This window comes from Glaciecola sp. 1036, assembly GCF_050306235.1.
Classification (GTDB): Bacteria; Pseudomonadota; Gammaproteobacteria; order Enterobacterales; family Alteromonadaceae; genus Glaciecola.
The window spans coordinates 308,611-332,212 of record NZ_JBLWFH010000001.1 but is presented as its reverse complement, the minus strand read 5'-3'; the positions used below and the strand labels follow the sequence as shown (position 1 = coordinate 332,212).

At 41.0% G+C, this 23,602-nt stretch carries 15 protein-coding genes; 12 read left to right on the top strand and 3 right to left on the bottom strand.

All coding sequences use genetic code 11. The features are described 5' to 3' along the window. Positions 1-90: 90 nt before the first annotated feature. Positions 91-1,050, top strand: coding sequence for a glutathione S-transferase family protein (locus tag ACNKW3_RS01490; RefSeq protein ID WP_427397514.1), 960 nt, complete (start codon positions 91-93; stop codon positions 1,048-1,050). A gap of 88 nt (positions 1,051-1,138) precedes the next feature. Then, positions 1,139-2,596 carry a phosphomannomutase CpsG gene (locus ACNKW3_RS01485; protein ID WP_427397513.1) on the top strand — a complete coding sequence of 486 codons (1,458 nt, stop codon included), beginning with the start codon at positions 1,139-1,141 and terminating at the stop codon, positions 2,594-2,596. Between the two features lie 68 nt (positions 2,597-2,664). On the opposite strand, the gene ACNKW3_RS01480 is transcribed toward ACNKW3_RS01485, so the two are convergent. After that, complete coding sequence (locus tag ACNKW3_RS01480; protein WP_427397512.1) at positions 2,665-3,081, bottom strand: DUF3429 domain-containing protein; 417 nt, start codon at positions 3,079-3,081, stop codon at positions 2,665-2,667. Positions 3,082-3,140: 59 nt separating this feature from the next. Next, entirely contained in the window at positions 3,141-4,421 is a 1,281-nt protein-coding gene (gene gltA / locus ACNKW3_RS01475) for a citrate synthase (RefSeq protein ID WP_427397511.1), read from the bottom strand. 416 nt (positions 4,422-4,837) lie between these two features. Here gltA and sdhC point away from each other — a divergent pair, with 416 nt between their 5' ends. The 8 genes from sdhC (at position 4,838) to sucD (ending at position 14,765) form a co-directional block, all read left to right on the top strand. Then, on the top strand, positions 4,838-5,212 hold the full coding sequence (gene sdhC, locus ACNKW3_RS01470) for a succinate dehydrogenase, cytochrome b556 subunit (RefSeq protein ID WP_427397510.1): 375 nt from the start codon (positions 4,838-4,840) through the stop codon (positions 5,210-5,212). Next, positions 5,206-5,553: a succinate dehydrogenase, hydrophobic membrane anchor protein gene (gene sdhD / locus ACNKW3_RS01465; protein ID WP_427397509.1), complete on the top strand. Its 348-nt coding sequence runs from the start codon at positions 5,206-5,208 to the stop codon at positions 5,551-5,553. The genes sdhC and sdhD overlap by 7 nt, the downstream gene beginning before the upstream one ends. Before the next feature lies 1 nt (position 5,554). Then, complete coding sequence (gene sdhA, locus ACNKW3_RS01460) at positions 5,555-7,327, top strand: succinate dehydrogenase flavoprotein subunit (RefSeq protein WP_427397508.1); 1,773 nt, start codon at positions 5,555-5,557, stop codon at positions 7,325-7,327. A 15-nt stretch (positions 7,328-7,342) separates the two neighbouring features. Continuing rightward, positions 7,343-8,053, top strand: coding sequence for a succinate dehydrogenase iron-sulfur subunit (locus tag ACNKW3_RS01455; RefSeq protein WP_427397507.1), 711 nt, complete (start codon positions 7,343-7,345; stop codon positions 8,051-8,053). Positions 8,054-8,243: 190 nt separating this feature from the next. Next, complete coding sequence (locus tag ACNKW3_RS01450) at positions 8,244-11,069, top strand: 2-oxoglutarate dehydrogenase E1 component (RefSeq protein ID WP_427397506.1); 2,826 nt, start codon at positions 8,244-8,246, stop codon at positions 11,067-11,069. 8 nt (positions 11,070-11,077) lie between these two features. Next, positions 11,078-12,589: a 2-oxoglutarate dehydrogenase complex dihydrolipoyllysine-residue succinyltransferase gene (odhB, locus tag ACNKW3_RS01445; protein WP_427397505.1), complete on the top strand. Its 1,512-nt coding sequence runs from the start codon at positions 11,078-11,080 to the stop codon at positions 12,587-12,589. Positions 12,590-12,726: 137 nt separating this feature from the next. After that, positions 12,727-13,893 (top strand): ADP-forming succinate--CoA ligase subunit beta, encoded by a 1,167-nt coding sequence (sucC, locus tag ACNKW3_RS01440; protein ID WP_427397504.1) that lies wholly within the window; start codon positions 12,727-12,729, stop codon positions 13,891-13,893. Next, positions 13,893-14,765 carry a succinate--CoA ligase subunit alpha gene (gene sucD, locus ACNKW3_RS01435; protein ID WP_427397503.1) on the top strand — a complete coding sequence of 291 codons (873 nt, stop codon included), beginning with the start codon at positions 13,893-13,895 and terminating at the stop codon, positions 14,763-14,765. The genes sucC and sucD overlap by 1 nt, the downstream gene beginning before the upstream one ends. Before the next feature lie 73 nt (positions 14,766-14,838). Here the strand turns inward: sucD and ACNKW3_RS01430 are convergent, their stop codons facing one another. After that, complete coding sequence (locus tag ACNKW3_RS01430; protein WP_427397502.1) at positions 14,839-15,699, bottom strand: hypothetical protein; 861 nt, start codon at positions 15,697-15,699, stop codon at positions 14,839-14,841. Between the two features lie 454 nt (positions 15,700-16,153). On the opposite strand from ACNKW3_RS01430, the gene ACNKW3_RS01425 reads away from it, so the two are divergent. Both ACNKW3_RS01425 and ACNKW3_RS01420 read left to right on the top strand, forming a co-directional pair. Beyond that, positions 16,154-19,123, top strand: coding sequence for a TonB-dependent receptor (locus tag ACNKW3_RS01425; protein ID WP_427397501.1), 2,970 nt, complete (start codon positions 16,154-16,156; stop codon positions 19,121-19,123). Positions 19,124-19,191: 68 nt separating this feature from the next. Beyond that, positions 19,192-23,541 carry an alpha-1,6-glucosidase domain-containing protein gene (locus ACNKW3_RS01420; RefSeq protein WP_427397500.1) on the top strand — a complete coding sequence of 1,450 codons (4,350 nt, stop codon included), beginning with the start codon at positions 19,192-19,194 and terminating at the stop codon, positions 23,539-23,541. Positions 23,542-23,602: the final 61 nt, after the last annotated feature.

Genomic DNA, 23,602 nt, shown 5'->3' with positions numbered 1-23,602 from the left:
TCGAATGGTTAAATGAAAAATACACAGTAATTTTCTAAATTAGTTGATGGTCTAATTATATCATTATTTTTAGAGACAAAAGAGGCAAATATGGGACTACTAGTAGAAGGTAAGTGGCAAGATAAATGGTATGACACCAAAGAAAGCGATGGCAAGTTTAAACGTCAAGCATCTATGTTTAGAGATCATGTTTCATCCGAGGCAGATGCAAAATTTTCACCGGAGTCTGGCCGTTATCACCTGTATGTTTCTCTAGCTTGCCCTTGGGCTCATCGAACGTTAATTTTTCGCAAATTAAAGGGATTGGAAGATCACATTGGGGTATCTGTAGTGAGCCCTGATATGTTAGAGAATGGTTGGGAGTTTGGTGGTTTTCCTGATGCTACTAAAGATCATTTGTTTAATTTTGATTATTTGCATCAACTGTATACCAAAGTTAAATCTGATATTACGTCAAGAGTTACTGTGCCAGTTCTTTGGGACAAAAAAACTGAATCAATCGTGAGTAATGAATCTGCGGACATTATTCGAATGTTCAATTCAGCATTCAATGAAATCACTGGAAATCAACTTGATTATTATCCTGCTGAACAAGCAACCGAGATAGATGAAATTAATCAGTATGTGTATGACAATGTTAATAACGGCGTTTATAAAGCTGGATTTGCAACAACCCAAGAAGCATACGAAGAAGCCGTAAAAGCACTATTTGATGCTTTAGATTATTTGGATAAAAGACTGTCGACACAAAGATACTTAGTAGGTGATAGTCTCACGGAGGCCGACTGGCGCTTGTTTACGACCCTGGTTAGGTTTGATCCTGTATACGTAGGCCATTTCAAATGTAACTTAAGAAGAATCGAAGATTATTCTTCCCTTAGCGGCTATTTGCGCGAGCTTTATCAAATAGAAGGGGTGTCAGACACTGTTAATTTCGAGCATATAAAACGCCATTATTATTATAGCCATCATATGATTAACCCAACGCAAGTGGTGCCTATGGGACCAATTATGGACCTTAAGGTACCGCACAATAGGCATCATCTGTAAAAATTTATCTGTGTCATAAAAGTGTGATTGAAGACTTATACTAAGTATCTTATGATAACCGTTTGAATAAGTTACTTTTTATTAAATAATGACGACAATCACATGTTTTAAGGCCTACGACATTCGAGGTCAATTAATTTCTCAACTTACTGAGAATGTTGCTTATAGAGTAGGGCGGGCGTTCGCAACTCACTTACAATCGAAAAAAGTGGTAGTGGGCGCTGATGCAAGACACACTTCAAATCCGCTTAAGCTAGCACTAGCCGCTGGGCTAATAGATGGCGGCAGTGAGGTTATTGATTTAGGTGTTTCAGGCACTGAAGAAATTTATTTTGCTACTAAACATTTAGGTGTCGATGGCGGCATTGAAGTAACTGCAAGTCATAATCCTATTGATTATAACGGTATGAAGCTGGTCAAGGCCGGCTCAGTGCCAATCAGTGGTGACAGTGGACTTAACGCAATAAAAAGTGCTGCTGAAGCTTTTTCAGATGAAGAAGTAGAAAAACGTTTGTCTTATTATGCTGATAATCGTCTTGTCAACGAGCAAGAATTTTTATCTGGGCAGGCGAGTGTGCTAACAACCATGTTACTTAGCACTGGCAAATACGAAAAGAAAAGCTGCATCAATGACTACATATTGCATTTAGCCGAATATGTAGACTTACGCTCGATTAAGCCATTAAAACTAGTGGTAAATGCTGGAAATGGCGTTGCTGGGCATATCATAGACGCATTAGAGTTATTTTTTGAGCATCAAAAAGTGCCCGTGACCTTTGTAAAAGTCCATCATAAACCAGATGGGGATTTTCCAAACGGTATTCCCAATCCTTTATTACCTAAAAATCGTGGCGCAACATCTAGCGTAGTAAAGTCAGAAAATGCAGACATGGGAATTGCATGGGATGGCGATTTTGACCGTTGTTTCTTATTTGATGAGAATGGCGAGTTTATTGAGGGTTATTACATAGTAGGACTTCTCGCCCAAGCCTTTTTGCAGAAAGAAAAAGGCGCAAGAATCATCTACGATCCTCGTGTATTTTGGAATACCGAAGATATCATCAATGAAGCTGGCGGTAAGCCAGTGCGATGCAAAACTGGTCATGCATTTATCAAAGAAAGAATGCGTAAAGAAGATGCTATTTATGGCGGAGAAATGAGCGCTCATCACTATTTCAGAGATTTTGCTTATTGTGATTCTGGTATGATCCCTTGGCTGTTAGTGGCTGAGTTAATTTCGAGCACAGGCAAGCCTCTTTCTTCCTTGGTGCAAGAACGTATTGAAAAATACCCAAGTTCTGGGGAAATAAACTTCACCGTACAAGATGCTGGTAATACGATAAAGAAAATCCGAGATATTTACGCCGCAGATGCCGTAAAAATTGATACTACTGATGGCGTTGGGTTTGAATTTGAGAACTGGCGTTTTAATCTTCGTAAATCGAACACAGAACCTGTGATTAGACTTAACGTTGAGGCCAAACAAGATATCCCTTTGATGCAAAAGAAAACCGAAGAGTTGTCTGCTTTAATCTCTCAGTCCTGATAACCTGCATTTTAGACTATTGAGCCTTGTCTTTTATAAGATTAAGGCTCAGCAAAGTTAAACAGGCTCTAAATAAATGCCATTGTCAGGTGACAAAGTACTACTATACTGGTTAAAACCATTCGCAGGCTTATGTATTCGATGATTTTGTGTTTTTCCATCACTATGGTGTATTTATCGTAGATTAAGACACCAATGTAGGCGATCGATAGAGTACTAAGTAGCATTTCCCCATCTAACATAATCAATGAAAGCCAAGCCACTATACTGGGAAGCATTGCCATATAGAGTTGATGCTTAGGGCCATTGTTGGCTAATGCTGCAAACCAGTGAATACCACCAAAAAACGATAAAATTATGGCTGAATATTGTACGAAGTATAGATAGCTCTCAAAGTAAGCGAGTATGCCAGTTAATACAAATAGAGGCAGAGCTACAAAAGGGATTAAGCCTAAAAATCCGAGAATTTTTGCTTCAGTTGGCATTCAGTCAACTCCAAAAAAATGGCGCGAATATTCGCGCCAATTTTACAGTAAAATTTAGCTTACTTGCTAATAGGTGTATAAGGACGTTTGCTATGTCCAGTATATAACTGGCGAGGACGACCTATTTTCTGACCTGGTTGGCTCATCATTTCATGCCAATGAGAAATCCATCCGACAGTTCTCGCTAACGCGAAGATACAAGTGAACATATTGGTTGGTATGCCAATAGCACTCAATACGATTCCTGAATAGAAATCAACATTCGGGAATAATTTTTTCTCTGCAAAGTAGGGGTCACTAAGGGCAATTCTTTCGAGTTCCATTGCAACTTCAAGTAATGGGTTTTGTACACCTAACTCTTCCAACACTTCATGACATGATTCGCGCATTACAGTTGCTCTTGGATCATAGTTTTTATAAACCCTATGACCGAAGCCCATTAATCTAAATGGATCATCTTTATCTTTAGCACGCTTGATGAACTCTGGAATACGATCCACAGAGCCAATTTGCTCCAACATGCGTAAACAAGCTTCATTAGCACCACCGTGAGCAGGTCCCCATAGAGATGCTACACCCGCTGCGATACAGGCATAAGGGTTCGCCCCTGAAGAGCCAGCTAAACGAACAGTTGAGGTACTCGCATTTTGCTCATGGTCCGCATGTAATATAAATATACGGTCCATAGCACGTTCAACTGCTGGACTGATTTTGTAGTCTTCGGCTGGTACTGAGAACATCATGTTCAAGAAGTTACCTGCATAGCTTAAGTCATTGCGAGGATAAACAAATGGCTGACCAATGTTATATTTATAACTCATGGCAACCAATGTAGGCATCTTGGCGATTAATCTGTGTGCAGAACGAACACGTTGCTCTGGATTAGAAACATCTAAGTCACTGTGATAGAAAGATGATAATGCACCCACAGTACCGCACAACATTGCCATCGGGTGAGAATCGTTTCTGAATCCATGGAAGAACATATTAATTTGTTCATGCACCATGGTGTGACGAGTGATAGTATCTTTAAATTCTTTGTATTGGTCGCAAGATGGTGCATCACCATGCAACAACATATAACAGACTTCCAAATAATCAGAGTCTCTCGCTAGGTCTTCAATTGAGAAGCCTCTGTGCAAAAGAACGCCTTCAGAACCATCGATAAACGTAATTTCTGACTCACAAGAACCTGTAGCCATAAAACCTGGATCGAATGTAAAGTAACCATTTGCACCAAGAGACCTTACATCAATCACAGGGTGACCTTCAGTACCTTTCATTATAGGCAGTTCAATCTCTTTATCGCCGACAGTTAGTTTGGCGGTTTCATTTGACATGCATTGTTCTCCTAAATTTTTATTTTCCGTTAAACGGAAGAAATGCTTAATTTGTTCACAACTTGCTGAAAATTGCTCAAATCGAGGGGAAAAGTTCGCTTATTCTTATGGTATTGAGCGCATAAGTCAATTTAAATGCATATCTGTTTAATATATATTCGACATTTTGAAGCTGGATAGACGAGTTTACATGAAATGATTAATACTAATGTCCTAAGCCACAACAATTGATTGATATATATCATAGGGGTTGCTATATTCAAACCCGCTGAAAAATAAGGGTTATTTTGTAAATGGATTGATATATTTTGTTTACAAAAACTTAACAATAACTTGCTGAAAAGTAAGTGATTACACAAGACGAATTAATTAGATTTTGATTTGTTAATTAATTGGAAACAACACGGGCATTTATTGTGAAAAAACAAAGACCAGTAAATTTAGATTTAACCACAATTAAATTTCCTGCTACCAGTCATGCTTCTATTCTGCATAGGGTAACAGGTGTAGCAATGTTCTTTGCGCTACTGTTTGTCATATGGGCGTGGGCAACTTCTCTGACTTCTGCTGAAAATTTCGATATGGTGGTCAGTGTGATGTCTGGAGTGATTGGAAAAATAATCACTATAGGTACTCTATCTGCATTAACCTATCATATTATTGGTGGTATTCGTCACGTAATCATGGATATGGGACATTGGGAAGAGCTCGATTCAGGCACTTTAAGTGCTAACATCGCTATTGGGCTTTGGATTGTACTTACAATTGTCATTGGAGTTCTCGTATGGTAACTAATCAAGCTTCTATCAAGCGCAACGGTATTCAAGATTTTGTTACCTTGCGTGCTACTGCCGCCATCATTCTGGCGTTTACTCTCTACATGGTGTACGTATTTGTTTCCACTGAAGAAATGACCTATTTAGTATGGAAAGGTGTATTTTCTTCTGTGTCGGTTAAGGCATTTACTTTAGCTGCCTTAGTATCTGTTATGTTGCACGTACGTGTTGGACTTTGGCAGGTATTAACTGACTACGTAAAAGCACATAAATTAAGAATGGTGCTTCAGTATATTTTGAATTTGATTGCATTTGCTTATGTTGCAATCGGTCTATTCGTTTTGTGGGGTGTGTAGAATGACATTACCAGTTCATGAGTTTGATGCGGTAGTTATAGGCGCTGGCGGTGCAGGCATGCGAGCTGCACTCCAGATTTCACAATCAGGTAAAACCTGTGCGTTATTATCAAAAGTTTTCCCAACCCGATCTCATACTGTTTCAGCGCAAGGTGGCATTACAGTTGCGCTAGGCAATAGTCATGAAGACAATTGGGAATGGCACATGTACGACACTGTAAAAGGGTCTGATTATATTGGCGACCAAGAAGCCATTGAATATATGTGTAAAACGGGCCCTGAAGCCATTATCGAAATGGAAAATATGGGATTACCTTTTTCAAGATTTGAAAATGGTCGCATCTATCAGCGTCCATTTGGCGGTCAATCTAAAGCCTTTGGTGGTGAGCAAGCGGCAAGAACAGCAGCCGCAGCTGACCGTACAGGACATGCCTTATTACACTTGTTGTATCAACAAAATGTAAAAAATAAAACAACAGTATTCAGCGAATGGTACGCCCTTGATTTAGTGAAAAATCAGCATGGCCAAGTTGTTGGTTGTACTGCTATTGATATTGAAACAGGCGAAGTTGTTTACTTTAAGTCTCGTGCGGTAGTACTTGCAACTGGTGGCGCCGGTCGAATTTATGCGTCTACTACTAATGCTCACATCAACACAGGTGATGGCGTAGGCATGGCATTAAGAGCGGGTGCACCAGCGCAAGACATGGAAATGTGGCAATTCCACCCAACAGGTATAGCGGGTGCTGGTACTTTGGTGACAGAAGGTTGTCGTGGTGAGGGTGGTTACCTTCTAAATAAAGATGGCGAACGTTTCATGGAACGTTATGCACCAAATGCTAAAGACTTGGCTGGTCGAGACGTTGTTGCTCGTTCAATGATGACAGAAATCAGAGAAGGTCGTGGTTGTGAAGGTCCTTGGGGAACTCACATTAAACTTAAGTTAGATCACTTAGGTAAAGACGTTCTTGAATCTCGTTTACCAGGTATTCTTGAGCTATCAAGAACCTTTGCTCACGTTGACCCAGTAAAAGAACCGATTCCTGTTATCCCAACTTGTCACTATATGATGGGCGGAATTCCAACTAACGTTGATGGTCAAGTTATTAATGTAGATAAAGATGGAAATGAAACACCTATTGATGGGTTATTTGCTTGCGGCGAAATTGCTTGTGTATCTGTGCATGGTGCTAACCGTTTAGGCGGAAATTCATTATTAGACTTGGTTGTCTTCGGTCGAGCAACTGGTTTGCATCTTGGCAAGAGTTTGGACGAAATTGATATTAAATCTGACGCGAGTGAATCTGACATTGATGCAGCAATGGCTAGAACCAATCGTTGGGAGTCTTCTGAAAAAGGTAAAGGTGAAGACCCTGTTCAAATTAAGAAAGATATGCAGCAGTGCATGCAATTAAACTTCTCTGTATTTAGAGAAGGTGACGCTATGGCTGAAGGCTTAAAAGAGCTATCTGAAATTCGTGAGAGATTAAAATATGCGCGTCTTGATGATAAGAGTTCAGATTTCAATACCCAAAGAATTGAGTGTCTAGAGTTAGATAACCTTATGGAAACTGCTTACTGTACTGCAGTAGCTGCAAACTTTAGAACTGAGTCTCGTGGTGCACATAGTCGATTTGACTTCCCAGATCGTGATGACGAAAACTGGTTGTGTCATAGCATTTATGTACCTGAAACTGAATCTATGCGTAAACGTGATGTCAACATGGCACCTAAGTTGCGTGAAGCCTTCCCACCTAAAGTGCGTTCTTATTAATAGGGGTAGATTATTATGCAATTAAAGTTTTCTATTTATCGCTACAATCCAGACGTTGATAATGCACCACACATGCAAGATTACACCTTGGAAGTAGAAGAAGGCCAAGATATGATGGTGCTTGATGCACTGTTGGCATTGAAAGAACAAGATCCAACTTTATCGTTCCGCCGTTCTTGCCGCGAAGGTGTTTGTGGTTCCGATGGTATGAATATGAACGGTAAAAATGGTCTTGCTTGTATCACTCCTCTGTCAGCACTAGGTAGCGGCGAAATTAAGATTCGTCCTTTACCTGGTTTGCCGGTAGTGAGAGATTTAGTGGTTGATTTGACTCAGTTCTACACTCAGTACGAGAAAATAAAACCCTATTTAATTAATGATAGCAAAGTACCGCCAGCACGCGAGAACCTGCAATCTCCGGAAGAACGAGCTAAATTAGATGGCTTGTACGAATGTATTCTATGTGCATGTTGTTCAACTTCATGCCCTTCATTCTGGTGGAATCCTGATAAGTTTATTGGGCCAGCGGGTTTGTTGCATGCTTATCGGTTCTTGATTGACAGCCGTGATACTGCGACAGATGAAAGACTAAGTGATCTTGACGATGCATTTAGTGTATTTAGATGTCATGGCATTATGAACTGCGTAAATGTTTGTCCTAAAGGGTTAAACCCAACCAAGGCTATTGGACAAATAAAATCTATGTTATTACAGAGAGCAGTATAATTGACTACATTAGTAACTGATTTTGATAGTGAAAATGTACTATAATTACATGGCCATCCATATGGATGGCTATTTTTTTGTCAGTTGACTGGAAAATGTTTAATTTTCGCTAACACTATAGTGGTAAGCGATTTAAATTAAAAACTACTTAGAATACAATATAGTAATCAAATTGATTCAAGGCTAAACGATGCAAAATAGCGTGATGAAAGCGTGGTGGGAATCTTCTCATATGGCTGGAGGCAACGCCGCCTACGTAGAAGAATTGTATGAAGCCTATCTTGATAATCCTCAAAATGTACCTGAGAACTGGCGTACAGTGTTTGAAGGATTACCTAAGGTAGATGGCGTTTCAGTTGAAACTAAACATTCGGACATTCGCGAAGACTTCCGAAAGATGGCTGCACTAGGCCCCTTATCCCGTGCGGGTAGCAGTGCAGCATCATCGAGCGAAAGTCCTTCTGACGATAGACAAGTCAAAGTCCTTCAGTTAATAAATGCCTATAGATTTAGAGGCCATCAGCATGCCAACTTGGACCCACTAGGATTGTGGCAACAAGAGCGTGTTAGAGATCTTGAACTTTCTCATCACAACCTTAGCGAAGCAGATTTCGATACTGTGTTCAACTTAGGCTCATACGCAGTAGATGCAGAAAAGCTTCCACTAGGTGAACTTTTTAAATCTTTAAACAGAACTTACTGTGGTTCAATCGGTGCAGAATACATGCACATTACTGACACAGAGCAAAAACGTTGGTTACAACAACGGATTGAGTCGGTTGAATCAAAGCCATTGGTTGACCGAGATGAAAAAGTTCGCATCCTTAAAGGGCTTATTGCCGCTGATGGTATGGAAAAATACCTAGGTTCTAAGTTTACAGGTGCTAAGCGTTTTTCACTAGAAGGTGGTGATGCGCTAATCCCAATGTTGAAGACCTTGATTCGAGAAGCGGGTACTCAAGGGGCTAAAGAAGTTGTTGTAGGTATGGCTCACCGCGGGCGTCTAAACGTACTTGTAAACGTAATGGGTAAAAACCCTTCCGTTTTGTTTGATGAGTTTGCTGGTAAGCACGATGATTCATTAGGCGCTGGTGACGTTAAGTATCATGCAGGTTATTCTTCTGACTTTGCTACACCAGGTGGTAATGTTCACTTGGCACTAGCATTCAACCCTTCACACTTGGAAATTGTAAATCCTGTGGTAATGGGGTCGGTGAGAGCAAGACTTACACGTAGAGAATCAATGGATGGTAGTGTGGTGTTACCTATTACTATTCATGGGGATTCAGCAATTGCTGGTCAAGGTGTTGTGCAAGAAACTTTCAACATGTCACAAACCCGAGGATTCTCTGTAGGCGGTACAGTTCGTATAGTGATTAACAACCAAGTCGGTTTTACCACATCAAAGGTTGAAGACACTCGTTCTACTCAATACTGTACTGATATTGCCAAAATGGTTCAGGCGCCAATTTTCCACGTGAATTCTGACGATCCTGAGGCTGTTATGTTTGTGACTAAACTCGCCTTAGATTACCGAAACAAATTCAAGAAAGACGTGGTAATAGATTTAGTTTGTTATCGCCGTCATGGACACAACGAAGCTGATGAGCCAAATGCTACTCAGCCGTTGATGTACCAAAAAATTAAAAAACATCCAGTACCACGCGAAATCTATGCTGATCAGTTAGTCGCTGAAGGAACCATAGACAAGCATGAAATTGATAAGATGCTTGAGGAATATAGAGCAGCCTTAGATCACGGCGCTTGCGTTGTTGAAGAATGGCGCCCAATGACTGAGCATTCAGTTGATTGGAGTCCTTTCATTGGTCATGACTGGGATACAGAATACGATGCGAGTTTGTCAGTTGAGCGTCTTAAAGAACTGGGCGAAGCTATAACTAATGTACCAGACGGCTTTAGACTTCAATCACGAGTAAACAAACTCTATAACGATCGCAAAGCCATGTTATCTGGCGAGCGTTTGCTTGATTGGGGGATGGCTGAAAACCTAGCCTATGCAACTCTGCTTGCGGAAAAAAATGATATCCGTATCACTGGGCAGGATTCAGGTCGAGGAACTTTCTTCCATCGTCATGCAGTGCTACATAGTCAAGATGATGCATCAACTTTCATCCCACTTCAAAATATCGCTGATGACCAAGGCACTATTGAAATTTACGATTCAGTATTGTCAGAAGAAGCGGTAATGGCATTTGAATATGGTTTTGCTACCGCTGAACCAACGGCACTTACTATCTGGGAAGCGCAATTTGGGGACTTTGCCAATGGTGCACAAGTAGTATTTGACCAATTCTTGTCTTCTGGTGAAGCAAAGTGGGGACGGTTATGCGGTCTAACAGTATTGCTTCCTCACGGTTACGAAGGTCAAGGCCCTGAGCATAGCTCGGCTCGCTTAGAACGTTTCTTACAGCTTTGTGCTGATCATAACTGGCAGGTTTGCGTACCTTCAACGCCAGCTCAGGTATACAATATGATTAGACGACAAATGGTAAGACCAATGCGTAAGCCTTTGATCGTTATGTCGCCTAAGTCGTTATTGCGTCATCCTTTAGCGGTTAGCAGTCTTGAAGAATTAGCTGAAGGTAAATTCCACAACGTTATTGCTGAAATTGATGAACTGGAAAGTAAATCAGTTGAACGTGTGGTGATGTGTTCAGGTAAAGTCTATTATGACTTACTAGAAGAAAGACGTAAGAGAGAACAAAGCAATGTTGCGATTATCAGAATCGAACAATTGTATCCGTTCCCACAAGAAGAAATTAAAGAAATAATAGCGCCTTACAGTCACGTTAAAGACTGGGTTTGGTGTCAAGAAGAGCCACAAAACCAAGGCGCTTGGTATTGCAGTCAGCACCACTTTAAGGATGCGATTCCAGAAGGTGCAAGTTTAACTTATGCCGGACGTAAGGCTTCTGCTTCTCCAGCAGTAGGTTATGCGGCAGTTCACAGTCAACAACAAAAAGCGTTGGTCGAAGACGCACTCACGATTAAATAGGAAAAACAATGGCACATGAGATAAAAGTTCCAGTATTACCTGAATCCGTCGCGGATGCGACTATTGCCACTTGGCATGTTAAAGCCGGTGATAAGGTGACTCGCGACCAAAACTTAGTAGATATTGAAACCGATAAGGTAGTACTAGAAGTAGTATCACCTGCCGATGGTGTTGTAGGCGAAATTTTATTCCAAGAAGGCGAAACCGTCCTTGGAGAACAAGTTATCGGTAAAGTTGAAGAATCTGGCGCTGCAAGCAAAGATAGCGCAAGTGATGCAAAAGAAGCTTCTGACGAAACTAAATCTTCTAGCGAAGGCGCATCTTCCGGTGGTGAAGAAACCGAAGTTAAAGTACCAGTGTTACCTGAATCTGTTGCAGATGCAACAGTGTCTACATGGCATGTTCAAGTGGGCGAGCAAGTTTCTAGAGACCAAAATCTTGTCGACATAGAAACCGATAAAGTAGTACTTGAGGTTGTTGCTCCAGCGGATGGTAGCGTTAGTGAAATCCTCGCAGAAGAAGGCGCAACGGTAACGGCTGAAGAAGTCATTGCAAAATTTGTGGCAGGTGCTAGTGCAGGTGCTTCAGCAAGTGCATCTACACCAGCTGAAAGTAGCGATGATAGTGATTCAGATGCATTGTCTCCATCGGTACGTCGTTTACTTGCTGAAAAAGACATTGACCCAAGTAATGTAAAAGGCACTGGCAAAGGTGGTCGTATTACAAAAGAAGATGTAGAAAAATACTTAAAATCTGGCTCTTCCAGCAAGGCACCAGCGGCTGCAGAATCTAAAGATGATGCTACACCTGTATTAGCGAATCGCACTGAAAAACGTGTTCCAATGACGCGTCTACGTAAGACAATTGCTAATCGTTTATTAGAAGCCAAAAATTCAACTGCTATGTTGACTACCTTTAATGAAGTCAATATGAAGCCAATTATGGATTTACGTAAGCAATATCAAGACAGCTTTGAAAAGCGTCATGGTATTCGTTTAGGCTTTATGTCGTTTTATGTAAAAGCGGTAACGGAAGCGTTAAAACGTTTCCCTGAAGTAAATGCATCTATTGATGGTGATGACATTTGCTACCACAACTATTTTGACATTTCGATTGCTGTTTCTACCCCTCGCGGCTTGGTTACTCCTATTTTAAAAGATTGTGATGCTTTGGGCATGGCAGGAATTGAAAAGGGTATCAAAGACTTAGCAATTAAAGGTAGAGATGGTAAATTATCGATGGACGATCTAATGGGCGGAAACTTCACTATCACTAATGGTGGTGTGTTTGGTTCATTAATGTCTACACCTATTATTAACCCGCCTCAAAGTGCAATTTTAGGTATGCATAAAATTCAAGACCGCCCAATGGTAGTTGATGGCAAAATTGAAATTTTACCTATGATGTACTTAGCCTTGTCTTATGACCATAGAATTATTGATGGTAAAGAATCAGTAGGCTTCTTGGTAACTGTTAAAGAAATGTTAGAAGATCCAACAAGACTATTGTTGGATGTTTGATACTTTTGTCTGAGTTGGCTGAATATTGGTCAACTTCAGGTATCATCTGGAATTACGCCGGATTCATGTTAGAATTCGGCGTCTTTAAACCGGACTAGGCGACTAGTCTATCACTCAACAAGATCGGATATATCAACATGAATTTGCATGAATATCAGGGTAAACAGCTGTTCAAAGAATACGGGCTTCCTGTGTCTGAAGGATATGCTGCTGATACACCTCAAGCAGCGGTAGAAGCTGCAGACCGCATTGGCGGTTCAGAATGGGTCGTAAAGTGTCAGGTACACGCGGGCGGCCGCGGAAAAGCTGGCGGTGTTAAACTTGTAAAGTCGAAAGAAGAAATTCGCGAGTTTGCACAAAACTGGTTAGGTAAGAACTTAGTTACTTATCAAACAGACGAAAATGGTCAGCCAGTTAGTCGAATCCTTGTTGAATCCTGTACAGATATCGATCAAGAACTTTATCTTGGTGCAGTAGTAGACAGAACTTCACGCAAAATTGTTTTCATGGCATCAACTGAAGGTGGTGTTGAAATTGAGAAAGTAGCGGAAGAAACGCCAGAGAAAATTCTTAAAGCTGAAATTGATCCTTTAGTAGGTGCTCAGCCATACCAAGCACGCGAAATCGCGTTCAAACTTGGTCTTAAAGGCGTTCAAATCAAACAATTTGCCCAAATCTTTATGGGACTTGCGAAATTGTTTGAAGATCTTGATATTGCATTAATCGAGATTAACCCATTAGTAATTAAATCTGACGGCAACTTACATTGTCTAGACGCAAAAGTAGGTGTTGATAGCAATGCTCTTTATCGTCAAGGTAAAGTGCGTGATATGCACGATCCTTCTCAAGAAGATCCGCGCGAAGCGCATGCAGCTCAGTGGGAGCTTAACTATGTTGCTCTAGACGGTAACGTAGGTTGTATGGTTAATGGTGCTGGCCTTGCAATGGGTACCATGGACATCGTTAATTTACATGGTGGAAAACCTGCTAACTTCCTGGATGTTGGTGGCGGTGCAACTAAAGAGCGTGTCGCTGAAGCATTCAAAATCATCCTTTCAGATGACAATGTAAAAGCAGTATTAGTTAATATCTTCGGTGGTATTGTACGTTGTGACATGATCGCTGAAGGTATCATTGGTGCAGTCAAAGAAGTTGGCGTATCTGTACCTGTTGTTGTGCGTTTAGAAGGTACCAACGCAGAATTAGGTCGTGAAGTATTGGCGAATTCAGGTTTGGATATCATTGCTGCTGAATCGTTAACTGATGCAGCAGAAAAAGTTGTTGCAGCAGCGGAGGGCAAATAATGTCAGTTTTAATTAATAAAGACACCAAAGTTATCTGCCAAGGTTTCACTGGTGGTCAGGGAACTTTCCATTCAGAACAAGCGCTTGCTTACGGTACTAAAATGGTTGGCGGTGTTACACCAGGTAAAGGTGGCACTGAACATTTAGGTTTACCAGTTTTTGATACAGTTAAAGATGCGGTAGAAGCTACTGGCGCAACAGCAACTGTTATCTATGTACCGGCTCCTTTCTGTAAAGATTCAATTATTGAAGCTGCAGATGCTGGCATTGAGCTTATCGTATGTATTACTGAAGGTATTCCTACCTTAGACATGCTTTACGTTAAAGAATACGTAAATCAAAAAGGTGTACGTATGATTGGTCCTAACTGTCCAGGTGTAATTACACCAGATGAGTGTAAGATTGGGATCATGCCTGGTCACATTCATAAGAAAGGTAAAGTTGGTATTGTATCTCGTTCAGGTACATTAACTTATGAAGCAGTTAAGCAAACCACTGACGAAGGTTTTGGTCAATCAACTTGTGTAGGTATTGGTGGTGATCCTATCCCTGGATCTAACTTCATCGATATTCTTACTATGTTTGAAAAAGATCCAGAAACTGAAGCTATCGTTATGATCGGTGAGATCGGCGGTACTGCAGAAGAAGAAGCGGCGGCCTTTATCAAGGAAAACGTAACTAAGCCAGTAGTGTCATACATTGCGGGTGTTACAGCTCCTCCTGGTAAGCGTATGGGCCACGCAGGTGCGATAATCTCTGGTGGTAAAGGTACTGCTGATGAGAAGTTTAAAGCACTTGAAGATGCAGGCGTTAAAACTGTACGTTCTCTTGCTGAAATCGGAAAAGGTTTACGAGAAATTACCGGCTGGTAATTTTTAACCTAAAGATGCTTAAAAAAACCGGTGCTTGCACCGGTTTTTTATTATGTATGTTTAATTAAGATTATTAGTTTCTTTTTCTTCGCATAAAGAGTCCGGTTATCCCTAAGCCAATTAAAAGTGTTGCACTAGGGTTACTTGCGTTAACTGTAGTACCGCCATCTTCTTGGCCTTCCGTTACAATTGTAATTGCTCTTCCAGTACTATTCGGACCTTCAAAGTTAATACCTACATAACCATCGATATCATCAAAAATCACATGTGAAGATGTATTCCAATTACTTAATCCTGCGCTGGATAGTCCTTCATTTATTGGAAATGTTTCTTGCCCAGCACCTAGGAAGACACCATTAGTGTTAAAATAATTGACATTCCCCATAAGCTCGTTTCTAAGAAATGACTCGGGATCCATCCACCAACCTGCTGAATTTATTTGGTCAGGCATAGCTACTACTCCTAACCCTGTACCCGATGCAGCCCAATTTACAGCATTTATTAAAAACCCCTTTGGACCATCATCTTGGTCAGGTCGGTTATTTAAATCATGCCAATCTGCATCCTGACCAGTTATTAATGTTCTTGATCCTCGTGCGTTTTCTATCTGAGCACGATTAGCAAGCACGCCATCAGGTGTTTGGCCCATATTGAAGCTACCAGTTAAATAACTGCCAATGACCAAAACATCATATGCACTAAAATCAGGAGTTGGCATTACGCTATTATCCCACAGCGTCAGATTCCACGTATTATTGCCATCTGAATTAGGATCAAAAGTGGCTGCTTCATTGGCCAGTTCGGTTATGTTTGCGTTATACGAAGTCGAGCCTCCCACCCATAACACATCAATTACAGCAGCCTGTGAAGGTATAGATAGTAAAACGGCCCCTATAACGACAGCGGCTTGTTTTATATGTTTTTTAAATTTCATAGTTGTCAATTCCTTGTGTAGAAAATTGTACTTCACTTTTACAATAGCTCAAAAAATAAGCAGAAATCATGCCTTACTTTTAACATATTGATAACAATGAGATTTGAAATTATTAATTTTACAGATTTAATGAAATTGTAAAATTTGTCGACAGTTCTATTAAAATACAGAAACTTTCATCTTGCAGCTAAAGGCCTAAAGACTCAGAAATCTACCCTTGGTTTTAACTAAATGACTAACATTCACTTTTTAATAGATTGAAAAATATAAAGATAAATATACAAAGAACCATCGTTTTTCTATTTCTATTATTGTGAGATTTTCAATGAATACGTATGCAGATTGATGATTAAAATGTAGCAGAAATGTAACATAAGCCGCTGGATAGTATGTTTTTGCGCCAACAAAGTAACAAAATGTTAACAGGTGGCGTAAAACAAAATGGGACACCTATATGAAAAGATTCAACCCCAATTTAGTGACCAGCGCGCTCGTCGCTTGTGGTCTTATAGTGGGCAGCTTACCTTTGCATGCACAAGAAAATGATGTCGATATCGATAACAATGAAGACGTCGAAGTTATTGAGGTAAAAGGTTTTGCTACTAGTCTAATTAAATCATTGAATGCAAAACGCTTCAGTGACACGGTAACCGAGCAGATTTCAGCCGATGATTTGGGTGGTTTGCCAGACGTTTCTATCGCCGATGCGCTAACACGACTTCCTGGTATTTCAGCGGTAAGAACCGGCGGTCAAGCAGCTGAAATCAATATCCGTGGCTTGGCAGGGGATTTTGTTTTTTCGACCTTAAATGGCAGAGAGCAAGTTTCAACAACAGGCACAAGAGCCATTGACTTTTCTCAATATCCTTCTGAATTAATCAATAGTGCGGCTGTGTATAAATCCCCCAAAGCTTCATTAATAGAAGGTGGTGTAGCAGGTACTGTTGAATTAAATACAGCTAGTCCCTTGTCAAATGCAGAAGATCACAAGTTTGTTGCTAATATTCGAGGCATGTACAACGATAGAGCAAATGAAGTATCTGATGCAAATGAATTTGGCCACAGGATCAGCTTTTCATATCAAGGCAAGTTTTTAGATGAAACCTTAGGTATCGCTTTAGGTTACGCAAGATTATTCCAACCCAGTGTATCCACGCAGTTTATCGGGCTAGCATACAACCGTGAATTATCTGAGCAAGATTGTACCGGTTGTGAAGGCGTAATGATGTCCGAAGGTTTCGAAATGCAACATGCGGGTGGGGAAGAAACTCGTGACGGCTATGTAGCAGCCTTTGAATGGGCACCAGTGGATAATTTTACATTAAAAGGTGATGTCTTCTATTCGAAATTTGAATCCAAAGATTTTGCGAGAGGTTTTAGGGTAAAATTAGAATCGTCTAACGCACAAATTTCTAATCCAGTTATTGTCGATAACCATGTTATTGGAGCTACCGTTAACCGAGTGAACGGTGGGTTTACCCGTGTTGAGTTAGTAAATGATGATAACCAAGATTTCGATGAGATCCTCAATTTAGGTCTAAACGCAGATTGGCAAATCAGTGACAACTTATCAGTCAATTTTGATATAGCGCGCTCTGCTGCAGAAAATGACTTTAGAAATGGCTTATTGTGGTCACTAGTATCGGAAGATGCCTACGCAGATCAACCGGCATTGGATACCAATGTTTCAATTAGTTATCAATTAAACGGCTTGGATCTTCCAGATCTTGGATTCAATCAAGCGGATTATTTTGCTGATATGGACAAGGTGCTTGTTTCTAAATATGGCATCTATCCTTATCAAAATGAAGATACTTTAGATTCGTATCGCATGGACTTTAAATATCTGCTCGAAAATGATTTTGTTTCGTCGATTGAGTTTGGCGCAAGATATTCAGATCGTGAGTACAGTAACGATAGAAGTGTTTACGAATATGGAAGTGATGGTAGCTTCTTAACAGCTCAACCGCCGTTACAGATTACTCCAGACATGGCTGAAGTAGTAAATTGGGAAGGCGATTTTTCCTACTTCCCTAGCTACCTATCGATAGATTTAGATAAGGCTCTTAATAATTGGTTTCCAAATGGTATTCCACAACCAGTGCAAAGTTGGGGGGGATACGATGGTGTTATCAATAGGCCAGAAGAATTATCATTAAACGACACTTCATGGTCTGTACTTGAAAGCGGTAAGGTTTTTGAAGAAGTGACCTCAGCCTACGTCATGGCAAATTTCAATATGGAACTAGGGAGCATTCCTGTTACTGGTAACTTAGGCGTGCGTATGGTTGATACCAAGCAAGCATCAACTTTTTATCAGAACGTAAATGGAAATATTGAAGAGGGTGCGCAATACATTGCTGATGAGATTGGTTATATTACAGACCAGTTCCGCTATGTATTGTTAGAAGAGAACTACACGGATTATTTGCCGTCGTTAAACTTAAATTTCCAGATCACAGATGATCAATACGTGAGATTTGCCGCCGCTAAGGTCATGGGGCGTCCACCGATTAACCGTCTATTTGCCAATACTGGAACGCGAATAATAGAGCCGAATGCTATCCGTGATTTAGATACAGGCGAAATTGTTGTCGATGGCGATGCCTACTTTACCGGTCAAAACAATAATAACCCTTATCTGCGACCGTTTTATGCGACCCAATATGATATTTCTTATGAATGGTACTTCAACGACAAGAGCGCATTGGTTGTAGCACTTTTCTATAAAGATATAGAATCCTTCGTTGATAATGATATTACCGATCCCTATGATTTCCGTGCCAATGGCTTTGAAGTCCCTGACACTATTGAAATAGTGGTTGAGGAACAAAGCCAAGATGATCCGAATCAGCTCGTTGTTGTGTTGGATGAGAATGGCGAACCTTTAACCATAGAAGTACCTTTATTAGACGGTTCTTATTCAACTGCACAAAACAACACTGAAGGTGGATATATTCGTGGTCTAGAGATTTCCTATCAGCAAATCTTTGATTTCTTGCCTGCACCTTTTGACGGGATAGGGGTTTTTGCGACCTACGCCCATACACAAACCGAGATCACGCGTATAGCTAATTCTGACCGAGGTGTATATACAGCTGATTTACCTGGATTTTCACCTAATACATTCTCAGGAACTGTGTTTTGGGAATACGAAGATTTTGAGACTCGAATTAATGCTCGTTATCGAGATAATTTTGCTTCTCAGCAAGTCGCGGTAAACGATCAGGTCGTTAACTTTGATTCTGAAATCGTGGTTGATTTCCAAGCGTCTTATCAAATCAATGATAATTTTGGTGTTTTATTCCAAGCCAATAACATAACTGACGAGCCCACCAAGTCGTACTTTGGCGACCAGTCTAGAACTGGGACCATTCAATACTTCGGTACTCAGTACTTCTTAGGGTTTACATACACATTATGAGCAAATTAATCATGTTTTTTATCGACAAAATTAGCCAGTGTAATTCATCAACGTCGGAGTTATTAATTATGCAAAATTTTAAAAAAGTAATTGGTGCTGCGATTATTATTCTTGGCACTCTAGGTTTGGCCGCCTGCGGTGGCTCCTCTATAGAACAGGGAGAGACCTTACTCACTTGTAACGTTCCAAATATTCCAAATGAAGCGGGAACTGCCTGTGTGGCTCCACCGCCAATCGTTTGTCCAGCGCCAACTGTACCCAATGAAACTAACGACGCTTGTGTAGTTGGTTTCAATGAAAATTTACCAGACCCTGTGTTTGTCCCAGCTGAAAACCAAGCGGTTCTGTATTATAACAGGGCAGATGTGGATGCGGACAATTCACAAAACGATCCTGCTTATAACGGTTGGCGATTGCACACATGGAATAATGAAACTTGTGATGCCTATCTTGACGCCGATACTTCATGGTCTGAAGGGCGTGAACATACCGGCATAGATCCAACTTATGGCGCGTATTGGGTGTTGGATTTAAAAGCAGACTACGGAGATTGTCACAACTTCATCATCCATTTTGGTACTGAAGATTCAGGAAAAGAAATGGGTGGCGGTGATTTCATGGGGAGTCTAGTACAAGACGACGAACGTTTTGTACGCATGAATTTCACTATTTCCGGTGAACCTCGTGTGTTTGAATTCCCTATTGATTCACTAGGCGAACAACCTGTCAAAATTGAAGGCGCACAAGCCCATTGGTTAGATGCTCAAACCCTTCTATGGGACGTTGATTTTGCCATTGTAAACCAAGTTAAACTTCACTATAGCGCTGATGCTGCGATTGAAATTACCTTAGAAGATGGTGTTACCAATAGTACCAGTGTTGATTTGACCGAAGTTGACTTAACCGATGAACAACAAGCCATTGCGCCACACTTATCAAATCTTCCTGCATTTGCTGGTGATTGGAGTGACGACGATGCCAAGACTGTATTAACGACCCAAGCGATTTTGGGCGCTTACGACAGTGAAGGTAAGCTAGTAGCGGCGACCAAGATTCAAGCAGCTAATGCTATCGATCAATTGTACACAACCGGCGACAACGACGCAGATGAAGCGCAATTAGGCATTATCTATACTGACAACGGCATAACGGCAAACGTTTGGGCGCCAACTGCGCAAGATGTGAAACTGAAAGTCTATGGAGCCGACAAACGCCTTAGCGACACTTTTGATATGACTAAAGACAGCACTACTGGTGTTTGGACATACGAAGGCAGTGCAAGTTTAGACAGACAACTTTATCGCTACCAAGTCACTGTCTTCCATCCCGCAAGTGAGCAAATTGAAGTGCTAGATGTCACCGACCCTTACAGTGTTAGTCTGTCTGTAAATGGCCGTTTCTCGCAGTTTGTTAACTTAAATGATGAAGATTTAAAACCTGACGGATGGGACTCTCATGTAATTCCGACCATTGAGAACTTCGAGGATATGGTGATCTACGAAGGGCATATACGTGATTTCAGCATTAGAGACCAAAGTACTTCTGAGGCGAATCGAGGCAAATATTTAGCCTTCACCGAACAAGACTCTGTACCTATGCAGCATTTGCGAACGTTAGCGGAAAAAGGTGTGACACACTTCCATGTGTTACCAGCTAATGATATTGCGACGGTTAACGAAGATCCAGCTAGAACTATAGAATGGACTAGCACTGTACAAGAGTTCTGTGCATTATCGCCAACTTCAGGGATTTGTAGCGATGGTACAGACCCTAGCCAAACGTTTGATGAGTTATTTAGCAGTATTAATGTATTAACCAACCCTGGACGAGCTCAAGAAATTACTCAGCAAATTAGAGGCTTTGATCAGTTTAACTGGGGCTATGATCCTAAGCATTTTAATACGCCAGAAGGAAGTTATTCGTCTGACGCTGACAGTGCTGCTCGAATATTGGAAATGCGGGCAATGATTCAAAGCCTGCATGAAATTGGCCTACGTGTAGCCCTAGATGTTGTATATAATCATACTAATGCATCTGCGTTAAATGGAAACTCAGTGTTTGATAAGGTGGTTCCTGGTTACTATCACAGATACACTTTAGATACGGGTGATATTGTCAGACAGACCTGCTGTGACGATACTGAACCTCGTAATCGTATGATGGAAAAATTCATGGAAGACTCACTCCTTATGTGGGCTAGCCAATACAAATACGATAGTTTCAGATTCGACATTATGTCTCAGGCGTCAAAAGACACTATGATAGACTTGTTTGAAAAAGTGAAAGCGGTTGACCCAGATACATACTTCTATGGAGAAGGATGGGGTAAAGATACATCTGCATATGGCGACTTTGAAATTGCTAATCAGCAAAACATGGCAGGTACAGAAATTGGTACTTACAACGACCGCATTCGTGATGCGATTCGTAACGGTAATATTTTTGCTATGGAAGAAAGTGATGCTGCGCTGAATGACCAAGACCGCTTAAAAATGGGTATGGCAGCATCTTTGACAGACTATGTGTTGCAAACCTCTAACGGTACAGATACTCAAACCAGTATCTTAGGTGGCTACACCCTAGACCCAGCTGATAGCATCAACTACATCAGTAAGCATGATAATGAAACCCTTTGGGATCAGTTTAATTACACTTTACCAAGTGATATTACCTTAGCCCAACGTGTTCGAGCTCAAAACCTAGCTCAAGCAACCGTATTGATGTCACAAGGTATTCCATTCCTTCAAATGGGTGGCGACTTCTTACGATCAAAATCTATGGACAGAAACACCTATGATGCTGGCGATTGGTTTAACTATGTTGATTTCACGATGGAAACCAATAACTGGAATGTTGGCTTACCGTTAGCGCAAGATAATGAAGCTCGTTGGGAAGAAATTTCTCAGTTCATGAGTTCGCCTTCTCGAGATGCTTCTATGACTGACATTGAGTTTGCAGCAGAAGTGTTCCAAGAATACCTAACAATTCGTAAAGATAGTCCTTTGTTCAGGTTAACAACAGGTGATGCAATCAAAGCGCGTGTTGGTTTCCATAATTTGGGTGACCGTCAGCAGCAAGGCTTAATTGCAATGAGCTTAGACGATGGCATTACTGAAGGTGCAGAGACCCAGTTAGATGACTTAGACCCGCAATATGATGCAATTATGGTTGTCGTGAATACAGGTTACGATGAAAAATCGATTACTGTAGCGACAGCTGCTGGTTTCGAACTGCATACTACATTAGCAAATTCTGTTGATACTAATGTTCGCGGCGCTTCGTTCAGTGACGCTACTGATGGCGAAAACATTCAAGGTACCTTTACAGTTCCAGCCTTAACAGTTGCTGTATTCGTAAAATATCAGGGTACTGAACGTGGTTACGGGATGTCAGCTTTCGCTACCATTGGTGCGCCAGATGTAGTGCCTTACGGTGATACAACGGTTTATGTACGTGGTGAGATGAACGGTTGGAGCGAAAACGATCCTATGACGTATCTTGGTGATGGTATTTACCAAGCTAAAATTGATCTTGTCTCTGGACAAACATATGGATTTAAGATTGCATCTGCCGATTGGTCCACAGTTGATTTCGGAAATTCAGATCCCTTAGTTGCAGAAGGAATTGATAAAGTTCTGGGACGAGGTCAGGGTAATCTATCATTCACAGCAACAGCCGATGCAACATTCCTGTTTACCTTAGATGCTAGGGATTCAGAAGCACCTGTGCTTAATGTGGTCAATGAAGAACCTTATGTGGGCAACGCCATCTATGTAAAAGGTGATATGAATGGTTGGGGTAACGTAGATGAACTTGAATATCAAGGAAATAGAATCTATACCAAGACTATTATGTTAGACGCTCAAAGCTATCAGTTCAAAGTGGCAAACAGTGATTGGTCAGGGCCAAACCTTGGAGCCTCCTCCGATGCAGAAGCAGAAGTCACTGTGGGTGCAGAAAAAGACCTGTTTGACAATGGTGCAAACATGGTATTGAACATTACAGAAGCAGGTAATTATGTGTTCGTCTTTGATGTCCAAGATTTGGCTGCTCCTAAACTTAGAGTGTTCCCTGAACAGTTCTTCGGTAATACAACTGTGTATGTTCGTGGCTCCCTAAATGGCTGGGGAACAGCTAGTCCATTAGTTTGGGCAGATGGCGCTTACTCTGTCACTATAGATATAGACGCTGGCGCCACCGAATATAAAGTGGCTAGTGAAGATTGGAGCACAATAAACCTTGGTGGTGACGAGACCACAGGTGATGCCAGTGTTACAGTTGGCAGTCCGTTTACGCTATTAGGCGGTATTAATCCTCCTAACTTAACTATGGATGTTGCTGAAACTGGTACCTATGAATTTAGAATAACCGGGCCAGATGGCAGCAAGCCGACACTGATGGTTACTAAAATAGACTAAACTATCCGTTGATTTCCGATCTAAGCCCTAATTTGGAGAGATCCGTTAGGGCTTTTTATTT

Coding starts and splice junctions, on each gene's coding strand:
- ACNKW3_RS01490 (WP_427397514.1), top strand. CDS start 91: ATGGGACTACTAGTAGAAGGTAAGTGGCAAGATAAATGGTATGACACC.
- ACNKW3_RS01485 (WP_427397513.1), top strand. CDS start 1,139: ATGACGACAATCACATGTTTTAAGGCCTACGACATTCGAGGTCAATTA.
- ACNKW3_RS01480 (WP_427397512.1), bottom strand. CDS start 3,081: ATGCCAACTGAAGCAAAAATTCTCGGATTTTTAGGCTTAATCCCTTTT.
- gltA (WP_427397511.1), bottom strand. CDS start 4,421: ATGTCAAATGAAACCGCCAAACTAACTGTCGGCGATAAAGAGATTGAA.
- sdhD (WP_427397509.1), top strand. CDS start 5,206: ATGGTAACTAATCAAGCTTCTATCAAGCGCAACGGTATTCAAGATTTT.
- sdhA (WP_427397508.1), top strand. CDS start 5,555: ATGACATTACCAGTTCATGAGTTTGATGCGGTAGTTATAGGCGCTGGC.
- ACNKW3_RS01455 (WP_427397507.1), top strand. CDS start 7,343: ATGCAATTAAAGTTTTCTATTTATCGCTACAATCCAGACGTTGATAAT.
- ACNKW3_RS01450 (WP_427397506.1), top strand. CDS start 8,244: ATGCAAAATAGCGTGATGAAAGCGTGGTGGGAATCTTCTCATATGGCT.
- odhB (WP_427397505.1), top strand. CDS start 11,078: ATGGCACATGAGATAAAAGTTCCAGTATTACCTGAATCCGTCGCGGAT.
- sucC (WP_427397504.1), top strand. CDS start 12,727: ATGAATTTGCATGAATATCAGGGTAAACAGCTGTTCAAAGAATACGGG.
- sucD (WP_427397503.1), top strand. CDS start 13,893: ATGTCAGTTTTAATTAATAAAGACACCAAAGTTATCTGCCAAGGTTTC.
- ACNKW3_RS01430 (WP_427397502.1), bottom strand. CDS start 15,699: ATGAAATTTAAAAAACATATAAAACAAGCCGCTGTCGTTATAGGGGCC.
- ACNKW3_RS01425 (WP_427397501.1), top strand. CDS start 16,154: ATGAAAAGATTCAACCCCAATTTAGTGACCAGCGCGCTCGTCGCTTGT.
- ACNKW3_RS01420 (WP_427397500.1), top strand. CDS start 19,192: ATGCAAAATTTTAAAAAAGTAATTGGTGCTGCGATTATTATTCTTGGC.